Raw genomic sequence first — 11249 nt, 5'->3', positions numbered from 1 at the left:
AGCGGAACAGCAGGTTGTAGTTCATCTGTTCCATCAGCAACCGCTCGCTGCGCACGCTGTAGACCACCTGCAGAAGCGAAGCGCGCAGGATGCGCTCCGGCGGAATGGATGGCCGGCCGCCTTCGGCGTAGCGTTCGCCGAGCAGGCCATCCAACTCGCCCAGAATGGTGTCCACCAGCACGCGTAGCTTACGGATCGGGTGATCGGTCGGCACGCGATCCTCGACTGAAACGTACGAGAACATGCCAAGCTGTTGGACGTCAGGACTGCGCATCGAGGGGAAGCCTTGCGATTGATCGAGCCTATGACAGTCGGCTCGGGCGAGAGTTTCTCAACAGCCTGCTAAGGGCTCACATGTTGTTGAGATCAATATGAAGGATGGTGCTGGTTTAAGACCGGATAGTCAGCCTAATGAATTGGTGCACCAAGGAGCAGTTCGAGATGGTAGGCAAGCGAATCTTACGGTAAAAGAGAATGACAACTGATAAATCAATTACCTTGACGGATACTTACGATTTACTTGCCCTTCACAAGGGTCTGATGGAGTCACGCTTCTGCGACGTACCAAATGATCCCGGTGTTTCGGGTAGCCCTCGTCTGGCTGATATCCACAGAAACGTTATCAAAGCCATACGTTCGGCCGATTTGCCGGCTGGTCTTAGTCCTGAGAGCTGGGATAAGTGGCTCGTAGTAGATGAGGATCGAAGAGAGTGGCGTATAGCCTTAGATAGGGCAGTCAAGTCTTCACGCTGGCAAAAGATGGATTATGCGGAAAAATGCTCGCTCGCATCGAATCTATTGGCACCTTTCTATATCGACGATGAGGTGCTTGATAAATTCGTAAAAGCCGCAGACGCCAACAAATATTGAATTTGCCCACCACCTTCACGAGAGCGGAGCTCAGGGTCAGGTCTAGCATCGTTGCATTTGGTGGGGCCGCCGTCGTAAGGGCTTTTACGTATCGGGTGGAGGTGTGTAACGCGTCGGGGTGCTCGGGCTGGCGGGGCTCGGAAAACGTGACGGTGGTGCTCGGAAATGGCGGCGGCCAAGGTGAACGGGGTGCAGCCGGACAACTTCAAGTGCAACGGGGCGCCGGCGCTGGAGAAGGAGGGCACGCCATGAAGACGATCTGTCGAAACGCGCATCGTTCGTGGTGGTCGATAACTGCCAGTTTGCTGCTGTGGGCTGTGGTCGCCATGGCCCATGCCGGCACGGTGACGTATGTGTACACCGACCCGCAAGGCACGCCGCTGGCCGAGGCCGATGCGCAGGGTAACATCATCGCCCGGTTCGACTACTCGCCGTATGGCAGCATCGCGCTGGGCACGGCGCCGAATGGACCGGGGTATACGGGGCATGTGAACGACCCGGAGACGGGGCTCGTCTACATGCAGCAGCGGTACGATGACCCGAGTGGCGGGCGATTCCTGAGCCCGGACCAGGTGGGGGTAAGCCCGGGAGATGTGTTCAGTTTCAATCGGTATGCGTATGCCAACAGTAATCCGTTGCGATATACAGACCCAAGTGGACGGTGTGCGGAGTATTACAGTAAGAAGGATGGTGGTGGCTGCAAGGTTGATGTCGATCCATCGCTTACTAAAAGCAAGCAGGCGCAGGCAGCAAGGAGGGCGGTAGAGGGTGTGTTAAATAAATACGACAAGGCTATCAATGCGCTATCTGATGGAAAATCGTACTCGGTCTTCACAAAAAATTCCCGCCATCGAACTGAGGCCATTGGCCACTTAACAGGTAAGCAGATCAAGGCGCTGTGGAATGGGCAGCATTTCTCGATAGTCTCGAATGGCACATATATGAGTAGTAATGGAGGGGTTGGGGGTGCGGTGCCTGGCCATACGGCATTGGAGCCGCAAGGAGTTTTGGGGTATCAGGTTAGCTCCAGTGTGGCAACGGAGATATTTCACGAGTTTGGGCATATTACACCTGCGGGATTGCAGATGACGCGGATGTACGGTGATGCGCCTATTCGTAGCCCTGAATATATTGAGCGCGAACAAAAAGCAAGTACTGTTGGTAGCGTGATTGCTAGTTCTGTACAAGCGCCATTCCTTTGTTCTGCCATAGAATATGGGTGCTTCTGATATGTCGATTTATCGCGTTCTGAAAATATTTCAAATAGTGTTGTATGTCGTCTGTATATACGGTTGTGATCGCCATGATCACGGCGCACTGACAGGCTTCACTCATACGGTTCCAACGGTATTTAAAAATAGAAACGGTGCGACTATCAAAGTATCAACCGAGGGTTTATGGCTTGGTGGGGTGTTTTATAAGGCACATGATTGCTCGAATGAAAATTTTAACTGTTTTGTTTATGGTGGAAAAATTTTATTTATAACACCAAAACTATGTTATATGCCGCCCATGCGTAGTTGGAGAGTTGGGAGCTTCATGGTCGAATGGAATGGATACGATCAAGGCTCGGAAGGTGATGTGATCCAATCGAACTTTGGGAATGGTGTGGGATATGGTTTTTCAGAGCTTAAGGGAAAAGGCATCGATAGTATTGCTTACAATATTGGAGATACTCATGTGGCTGTGGGTGAAAGGTTTTACGCGGATGCTCCATCTTGGCGTATGAATGACATGCTTTATTTCAGCCCTTCCGGTCCAGCGTTTCTTCCCTGTGTAAAGGAATGGGGTAAATAACAATGATGTGTGGCGCCGCCACGATCTGATACGTCCGTCTCGGATTCGGTAGCGAGCTGTATTTCGTGATAGCGTGTCTCGGGACAAGCTCCAGTCCGGTTGCCTTGATGTCCAGGCAGGCCGCTCGCGATGACGGCATCATTGCATCCTCGCCACGCGGGTTGCGAACAACCCGCTCCCGGTATGCGTCAGACGGGGCTTCGAGCAGACATTTATCAGCCCCTGACTTTCGGCACAGGCCGGCCGTACTCCCGCCCCGCTCGGTTATCCTGATTCCTTTTGCTGCGGGGAATTCCCATGCGTCGATTGCTGCTTGCGGGCTTGATCGCCTTCACCGTGTTGCCTGCTGCCGCGATGGCGGCGGATGCGCCGGCCACGGCGCCGCTGACTATGGAAACCATCATGGCCAGCCCGGATTGGATCGGGCAGGCGGTGGAGAGTCCGTATTGGAGCGTGGATGGGCGCAACCTGTATTACGCGTTGAAGCGCGATGGCAGTTCGGTGCGCGATCTGTATCGCGTCGATCCGGCCGGTGGTGCGGCGACGAAGCTCGATCCGGCGGCGATGGCGCAGGCCGATGGTCCGGCGGTGTATGACCGCGCGCATCAGCATGCGGCGTTCGTGCTGCATGGCGACGTGTTCCTGGTGGATCTGGCCAGTGGTCGTCGCGTGCAGGTTACGCGTACGCCGCAGCGCGAATCCGCGCCGCAGTTTTCCGCCGACGGCCACGCGCTGCAGTTCCGTGACGGCAATGACTGGTACGTCTACGATCTTGCCAGTGGCGTCACTTCGCCCGCGGCGATCCTGAAGTTTGCCGACAATCCGCAGACGAAGCAGCCTGATGCGCTGGCCGCGGAGCAGTTGCGCCTGTTCAAGACGCTGCGCGAGATCAAGGCCGACAAGGACGCCGAGCTGGCGCGGAAGAAGGCGCTGGAGCAGGCCGATCCCACCCGTGCGCCGCTGCCATTCTGGCTGGGCGACAAGGTCGCCGCGGTGGATACCGAGCTGTCGCCCGATGGCCGCTGGATGCTGGTGATCACCAAGCCCGCGCACGCCGACGACGGCAAGGCGCCGGACGTGATCCATTACGTCACCGATTCGGGTTACACCGAGGTGCAGAAGGCGCGCACCTACGTGGGCCGCAACGATCCGGCGCCGCAGTCGCTGCTGCTGCTCGACCTGTCCGCGCACAAGATCTGGCCGCTGAAGACCGACGGCCTGCCGGGCATCAAGGATGATCCGTTGAAGGCGATCCGCGCGCAGACCGTGGCCGCGCTGGAGAAGGCCGGCAAGGACGACCAGGCCAAGGCGCTGAAGGCGCCGGCGGTGCGGCCGGTCACCATGGCCAACGAGGGCAGCGGCGGCGGCATCGTGTGGAGTGACGACGGCCACGAGGCGGCGGTGCAATTGCGCGCGATCGACAACAAGGATCGCTGGATCGCCACCGTCGACTTCAACAAGCACGCGCTGGTGACGCAGGATCACCTGCACGACCACGCCTGGATCAACTGGAGCTTCAACGACTTCGGCTGGCTGAAGGACGGCCGCACGCTGTGGTATCTCAGCGAAGCCAGCGGCTGGTCGCGGCTGTACACCAAGTCGCTGGACGGCAAGGCGCGCGAGATTGCCGGCGGCAGCAAGTTCGAAGTGAGCCAGCCGCAGCTCAGCGCCGACGGCAAGTGGTTCTACCTGCTGGCCAACAAGGTGGCACCGTACAGCTACGACGTCTATCGCGTGCCGTCCGACGGCGGCACGCTGACCCGCCTCACGCAGTACCAGGGCGTGGACGGTTTCGCGCTGTCGCCCAACGGCCAGCAACTGGCCGTGTTGCATTCGGCGCCGTACATGTTCGACCAGCTGGCCGTGCAGAACGCGGCCGGCGGCACGCCGCGCGAACTGACCAACACCATGAAGCCCGGCTTCACCGCGCGCCACTGGATCGAACCGAAGTTCGTCGAGGTGCCATCCTCGCATGGTGCCGGCGCGATCTACGCCAAGTACTACGGCCCGGCCAACGAGACCGACGCGCCGGCTTCGCGTCCCGCGGTGATCTTCATCCATGGCGCCGGTTACCTGCAGGATGTGTCGATGCAGGAGACCTACTACATCCACGAACAGATGTTCCACAACCTGCTGGTGCAGCAGGGCTACGTGGTGCTGGACATGGATTACCGCGGCTCGGCCGGCTACGGCCGCGACTGGCGCGACGCGATCTACCGCAACATGGGCCATCCGGAACTGGAAGACCTGCTCGACGGCAAGGCGTGGCTGGTCAAGCACCACGGCGTCGACCCGAAGCGCGTGGGTGTGTACGGCGGCAGCTACGGCGGCTTCATGACCGAGATGGCGATACTGCGTGCGCCGGGCCAGTTCGCCGCCGGCGCCGCATTGCGCGCGCCGGCCGACTGGATGACCTACAACCACGAGTACACCGCGAACATCCTCAACGACCCGCAGCTCGATCCCGAGGCGTACAAGACCAGCTCGCCGATCGAATACGCGGCGAACCTGCAGGACCCGCTGCTGATCGAGCACGGCCTGATCGACGACAACGTGATGGCCAGCGATTCCATCCGCCTCTACCAGCGCTTCGTCGAACTGCACAAGAAGAACTTCTGGATCTCGCTGTACCCGCTGGAACGCCACGGCTTCAAGCACGCCGACGACTGGTATGACGAATACCGCCGCATCGACGAGCTGTTCAATACCTATGTGAAGCCGGTGCACTGACCGGGAATCGCGAGCCTCGAATACCCTCGTCATCCCGGCGCAGGCCGGAAGCGCTTTTCAACAGACGGATGTCTGGTCATCCAGTAGCGATCACGCCTGTTCAGGCCATGCGGCTACTGGATTCCTGCCTGCGCAGGAATGACGAGCAAGTGTGTCGTGCCGGTGTGCGCTGCGCATGATCGCGGATACGTAAAAAGATATGGCATCAATGGCGATGCGCTCAACGTGCATCAAAAGCCATCCGCATCTGCAGCATGATCTGGCGCCCGTAGACGTCGTAGTTCTCGTCGTTGAAGTACGGCGCGTCGGTGTAGCTGGCGTCGCGTGGCGGCATCTTGTTGGCGAGGTTGTTGACCATCAGCGCGAAGCGCAGGTGGCGCGTGGCCTGGTAGCCGATGCTGCCGTTGAAGGTGATCCACGGGCGCAGGCGTCCGGCACCGGGCTGGCTGGCACCGCCCAGGATGGCGGCATAGTTTGGCGATGAACCCACGCGGCGGGCGTACAAGGTGCTGGTCCAGCGGCGGCCGGGGCTGGTCCAGTCCAGCGCGCCGGTGAACATGCTCTTGAATTCGGTGCTGGACTGCGGGTTGGCCAGTTGCCGCACCGATGGCGTGCCGGCTTCGAAGCGGAATTCGTGGTTGAGCAGGTCGTTGTAGTCCAACTGCAGGCCGAAGCTGCCGAAGCGCGTGGGTACGAAGTGGTAGCGAAGCGAGGCAAAGATCGCGCGTATCGTTTCGCTGGACAGGTTGGCATAGCTGGTGACGAGGGCCGTGATCGGCCCATCGGTCCCGGCGCGCTGCACCTGGCCGGTGGTCGGATTGGTCAACGCCTGGCATTGCGCCGAAGCCGGATCGAGCTGGCCGAGCAGGCAGCGCGCGTCGTCGTAGGTCAGCTGGTCAATATCCTGTTCGACGACTTCGTTGCGAATGGCCATGTCGATGTAATCCACGCTCACACTCACGCGCTCGGTGGGTGACCAGGCGGCACCGGCGGTCCAGCTGCTCGCCGTGGTCGGGCGCAGCGTCGGGTTGGCCAGCAAGGTGCCGCGCACGCCGTTGCTGTAGGCGTCGCAACTGGACGCGCCATCCTTCGCGCATGCGTAGTAGTCGGTGACCTGGGTGTAGTAACTCGACGGGCTGAGGAACAGCGACGAAAGGTCCGGCGCCTTGAACGAGGTGGCGTAGTTGCCACGCAGCAGCAGCGAGTGGAACGGGCGGTATTCCACGCCGAAGCGATAGGTGAAATGGTGGTTGCCGCGGGTACGGTCGCTGTCGTAGCGGTCGTAGCGCCCGGACAGGTCCAGCGTCAGCGGCTTGAACAGCGGCAGGTTCAGCTCGAACGCCGTCGCCGCGTGCGCGCGACGGCCGCCGCCGCCCGAGGCCGCGTGCTCGAACACCGCATGGTCGGCGAACAACGGATTGATCGGCTCCTGCCACGATTCGCCGCCGGCTTCGACCAGCGCAGCCAGGCTGGCGTTGCCGCCCGGCAGCTCGAACCAGGCCGTGTTGCCGATGGTGAGGCGCGTGTCGTGCAGGGCGGTGTTGCTGGTTTCGCCGACATCGCGCGCAAAGCCGGCGTATTGGGCCGGCGACACGCCATCGAAAAAGGCCGCCGCATCGGTGCGGTAGAGCGGCAGGCCGGTGACCGGATCGATGTTGCCGGTCGCGCCCAGCAGGGCGCTGAAGAAGTGGTTGATCAGCGGCGCGATCAGCAATGGCTCCTCCACCCGTGCGTGGTCGCCGCTGCGCAGGTGGTAGATGTCCCAGGTCCAGTCTGAGGCGCCGAAGCGGCCGTTGGCGCCCAGGTCGGCCTGGTACAGCACGTCGCGCTGGCGGTACATCTGGCCGAAGACGCCGTTCGGCATTTCTTCCGGCGCGAAGTATTTTTCGGGATAGAGGATATGGCCGCTGGCGGCATCCTCGATCACGCCGCCGGGCAGGTCGTCGGCATCCCAGCCCGGCACGCCGGGATACCAGCGTTGTTCCTGCCAGTCCCACATCGCGTCGGCGTACAACCGGACGCTGTCGCTGGCGCGGTAGCGCAGTTTCAGCAAGCCGTCATAGCTGCGCGTGTCGTTGCTGTAGGTGCGGTAGCCGCCGAGCGTGGACGAGCCGCAATACTGGCGGCTCGCGCTGGTGCCGGCGAGCCGGGTGCTGTGGCCGTAGAGGGCCTGGTCGCAGCCGTTCGGCGGGGCAAGGAATCCTTGCGGATAGCCGGTGAACGTGGCGATCGTGCCGTAGTCGAGGATGCCGGCCTGCAGCGGCGGTGAGCCGCCCTGCGGTCCGGTGCCGGAGGTCAGCGAACGCTGGTAGCCCCAGATCGGTTCGGCATTGGTGAACTCCAGCGCGGCCAGGGTGTGCAGCCGGCCGCTGTCGTGGCCCCAGGCGAAAGTCATGCGCTGGCTGGCGCCGCCGCCGTCGGCATAACCGCCCATGCGTGCCGACACCGCGCCGCCGTCCAGATGCGAACGGGTGACGATGTTGATGACGCCACCGATCGCCTGCGAGCCGTAGATCGCCGAGCCGCCACCGGCCATCACGTCGATATGGTCGATCAGCGACAACGGCAGGTTGGCCACGCTGATGAAATTGTTGCTGCCGTTGTAGGGGCGGCCGTACTGCGCGATCGGCTTGCCATCGACCAGGATCAGGGTGAACTGCGGGCCGAGCCCGAACAGGCTGATCGGCTGCGCGCCCTGGGTGAACGAGCCGGCCTCCTGCTGCCCTTGCACCGAGCCGGTGGCGAACACGTTGTTGCGCAGCACGTCCGACACGCTGCTGAAGCCGCGCGCTTCGATCTGCGCGGCGGTGATGGTGAATACCGGCGTGGCGGTCTGCACCCGGGCATCGCCGATCAGCGCGCCGCTGACGTTGACCGTGGCCAGCGTGGATGCGTCGTTGCTGGCCGGCCGCAACGGCAGCGCATGCACCGTGCGTTGGGGCGCGTGGTCGGCCGGCATCAGCACGAAGCTGGCCGGGCCCAGCGCGTTCCACCGCAGGCCGGTGCCGTCGAGCAATCGTTTCAATGCGGCCGTAGGGGTGAAACGGCCGCTGAGCCCGCGTGTGGTCTTGCCGGCAATCAGTTCGGGCGCGTAGGCCACCTGCACGCCGCCTTGCGCGGCCAGCGAATCGAGCGCGTGGCCCAGCGCGCCGGGCGCAATCGCATAGGCGTGCAACGGTGGCGCGGATTGGGCCGCACGCGACGGTGCTGCCAGTGCGGCAGTGCCTGGCAGGCACGCGACGGCAGCGGCCAGCGCCCACAGCATTGGCCGGGTAGGAGCCGATGGCCCGCGCCCACGAGTTCTTTTGCACATGGCCAACATGCGGTTTCCGCGGTTCCCCCGACGTGCAGATGCGGAAGCGGACGCTGTTCGATGCCCGCGCCCTCATTCCCCGAACCGGGCCATCATACGGGCAGGACACGCGGCGTAGGTGAAGCGAGCCGCGGCGGGGATCGGGAAAGTGGAGGGTCGCCGCTGCGGGCGTCGCGGGGCGCTGCCGACACCGGCCGGATCGATCCGGAACACGGCGAGGGTGGAAGGTCACGCAGGGTCGGGGCGGTTGTCCGCGCGCCCGAGGTAAAACCGACGATGCCATATCCATGCAGGCGTAGGCGTTCCGCAATCCATGCGCACCGGGTACGTAGCGGCATCGTCCCGGGTTGAAACGGATGCCGCGGAAAAATCCCTACCCGGAAATGTCGAAAAGCGTGATCTGTATCACGCTACCGCTGGCGAGTGGCCAGCACGACGACTCCTGTCCGGAACGTTTTGGGCCACATCAATTTTGACTGAAGTGCTCTCGGCCTTTTGCCGCCACCTGCGGTGACGGAGGTTCCGCCCGCCTGCCGGCGGCCGGGTTCATTTTCTCGCTTGTCCGAGAAAACGGAACCAAAAGAGGGACACCCTGCGTTCGCGCCCACCGGCTCTGCGAGCCGGCGGGTCCGCGCGCGGCTGCGGGGGTTCGCCGACAGGGCTTCGGGCAACTGCGTCCTGCGTTGCCTCAACTCCGGCATCCATGCCGTCGCCTGCCCTGGCGTCGAACTGGCCGGCATCCCTGCCGGTCACCCTGCGGGCCTGATCCTCCGTCGCGCGCCGCTTCTCGAAGGGTTGGAAGAGCCACACACCGCGACCATGAGGCGATTATTGATGGTTCGCCAAATGGGGCCTGTCTTCGAGAGTCGGTTTGCCAGCGCTGTTGTATCAAAGCTTCTGGGGTCTTGCTGCCCGTTGATTCCGGGCAGCATTGAGCAGGACCACGTGGTGGCTGCCGTCGGCCCGGGCACGGATGGGCCAGCCGCGTTGCAGCAGTTGCAGCATGGTGTGCGGATCGTGGCTGTCGAACACGCCGCTGATGCGGATCGCGTCCAGCGCGGGGTCGCCGATGCTGACCTGGGTGCGGTTGTAGCGGTTCATTTCGGCGAGCAGGTCGGGCAGCTTCCAGTCGTGCACGAACAGCTTGCCCTCGGTCCAGCCTTCGGCGGCCTGCAGGTCGGCGGGCTGCACCGGTGAAATGTGGCCGCTGCGGTCGAACCAGAGCTGCTTGCCACTGTGCAGCGACACCCGCTCGGTGGCGTGATCGGGGGCGCTGGCGGCGATATCCAGTTCGCCCTCGATCAGGGTGATGCCGGTGCAGTCCTTGTCGGTGCGTACCTGGAACACGGTGCCGACGTCGGTGATGGTGCCGTTGCCCACGTGCACCACGAACGGCCGCTGCGGGTTGGCGCGCACACTGAATTGGGCGCGGCCGCGCAGCAGGTCGACGCTGCGTTCATGTGCGTCGTAGCGCACCACCAGGCTGGATTGGGTATCGAGCGTCACCGTGGTGCCGTCCGGCAGATTGACGCTGCGCTGCTGGCCGATGGCGGTGCTGTAGGTGGTGCCCGGCGCGGGTGCGATGGCGCGCCAGTGCGGCAGGATGGCCAGCACCGCCACCGCGGCCACCGCGACCGCCGTCGCCGGCCACAGCCATGCCTGGCGGCGATACCACGGCGCGGGCGGCGTGTAGTGCAGGGCGCGCAGGGCGGCAGCGGCCACGGCGGGGTGGCGGGCTGCGGTGGCGCTGTGTTGCCACAGGCGATCCAGCTCGCGCCAGGCCGCTTCGTGGGCGGGATCGGCGGCGCGCCAGCGGGCGCAGGCGGCGCGATCGGCGTCCGGACAGTCCGCTTCGAGCAGGCGCGCGTACCAGCGCTCGGCAGCGCCGGGTACGGCTTCGCGTTGTTCGGAGTGTCTGTCCATGCCTGCTAGAACGTATCCGGGAAGGAATCGCCTACCTTCTGCTTCAGCAAGGCCATGGCGGTGGTGATGTGCTTTTCGACCATTTTCACCGAAATGCCGCAGCGTTCGGCGATTTGCGTACGGCTGAAGCCGTAGACGCGCTTGAGCAGGTAGACGCGCTGGCACTTGGGCGGCAAGGCCATGATCGCCTCGCTGAGGCGCGCCAGCTGCTGGTCGCAGTCGGCGCGCTGCTCAGGCGAACGGTCATCGGCGGCGAGATCCAGGTCGTCCAGCGTCACGTGGTCGCCGCTGTGCCGGCTGGTGGCGGCGCGGCGCTGGTCGTGCGCCACGTTGGCGGCGATGCGGTAAAGCAATGGCTTCCAGCCTGCCGGCGCTTCGCTGTCGCGATAGCGCAACAGCCGGGCAAGGCTTTCCTGCAGCACGTCCTCGGCATCCTGCTCGGTCGGCGTGCGACTGCGCAGGAAGTGCAGCAACGGGCGCCGCTGCTCGCGCACGAAGGCGTCGAAAGCCTCGGCGATCGCGCGCGCTCCGTCGGCCGGCGCTGGCGGCGGCTCAATCGACACTTGGTCCCACTTGGCGTGCATCCCCGATATTTCCCTCACCCGTCCCGGCAATG

The 11249-nt window shown here is 63.2% G+C and carries 8 protein-coding genes; 4 read left to right on the top strand and 4 right to left on the bottom strand.

Annotation, left to right across the window (positions count from 1 at the left end; all coding sequences use genetic code 11):
- Positions 1–274: transposase (locus tag BMY90_RS15270; protein ID WP_245735049.1), on the bottom strand; the 274-nt coding region annotated here is incomplete at its 3' end.
- A gap of 200 nt (positions 275–474) precedes the next feature.
- On the opposite strand from BMY90_RS15270, the gene BMY90_RS17110 reads away from it, so the two are divergent.
- The 4 genes from BMY90_RS17110 (at position 475) to BMY90_RS15260 (ending at position 5397) form a co-directional block, all read left to right on the top strand.
- Positions 475–870: a hypothetical protein gene (locus BMY90_RS17110; RefSeq protein WP_139201772.1), complete on the top strand. Its 396-nt coding sequence runs from the start codon at positions 475–477 to the stop codon at positions 868–870.
- 248 nt (positions 871–1118) lie between these two features.
- Positions 1119–2099 carry an RHS repeat domain-containing protein gene (locus BMY90_RS15265; protein ID WP_081491715.1) on the top strand — a complete coding sequence of 327 codons (981 nt, stop codon included), beginning with the start codon at positions 1119–1121 and terminating at the stop codon, positions 2097–2099.
- A 1-nt stretch (position 2100) separates the two neighbouring features.
- The gene (locus BMY90_RS17105; RefSeq protein ID WP_139201771.1) at positions 2101–2667 is read left to right on the top strand and encodes a hypothetical protein; all 567 of its coding nucleotides are present in this window, start codon (positions 2101–2103) and stop codon (positions 2665–2667) included.
- Positions 2668–2964: 297 nt separating this feature from the next.
- Entirely contained in the window at positions 2965–5397 is a 2433-nt protein-coding gene (locus tag BMY90_RS15260; protein WP_092705079.1) for a S9 family peptidase, read from the top strand.
- Between the two features lie 220 nt (positions 5398–5617).
- Here the strand turns inward: BMY90_RS15260 and BMY90_RS15255 are convergent, their stop codons facing one another.
- The 3 genes from BMY90_RS15255 to BMY90_RS15240 all read right to left on the bottom strand — a co-directional run bounded on the left by BMY90_RS15255 (position 5618) and on the right by BMY90_RS15240 (position 11217).
- On the bottom strand, positions 5618–8662 hold the full coding sequence (locus tag BMY90_RS15255) for a TonB-dependent receptor (protein WP_175481593.1): 3045 nt from the start codon (positions 8660–8662) through the stop codon (positions 5618–5620).
- Between the two features lie 936 nt (positions 8663–9598).
- Positions 9599–10633 carry a FecR family protein gene (locus tag BMY90_RS15245; RefSeq protein WP_092705076.1) on the bottom strand — a complete coding sequence of 345 codons (1035 nt, stop codon included), beginning with the start codon at positions 10631–10633 and terminating at the stop codon, positions 9599–9601.
- A 5-nt stretch (positions 10634–10638) separates the two neighbouring features.
- Positions 10639–11217 carry an RNA polymerase sigma factor gene (locus tag BMY90_RS15240; protein WP_008212986.1) on the bottom strand — a complete coding sequence of 193 codons (579 nt, stop codon included), beginning with the start codon at positions 11215–11217 and terminating at the stop codon, positions 10639–10641.
- Positions 11218–11249 lie beyond the last annotated feature (32 nt).

Source organism: Rhodanobacter glycinis (assembly GCF_900114325.1).
In the GTDB taxonomy this organism is placed as follows: Bacteria; Pseudomonadota; Gammaproteobacteria; order Xanthomonadales; family Rhodanobacteraceae; genus Rhodanobacter_A; species Rhodanobacter_A glycinis.
The sequence above is the reverse complement of the archived record's forward strand: the minus strand, read 5'-3'. Positions and strand labels throughout refer to the sequence as shown.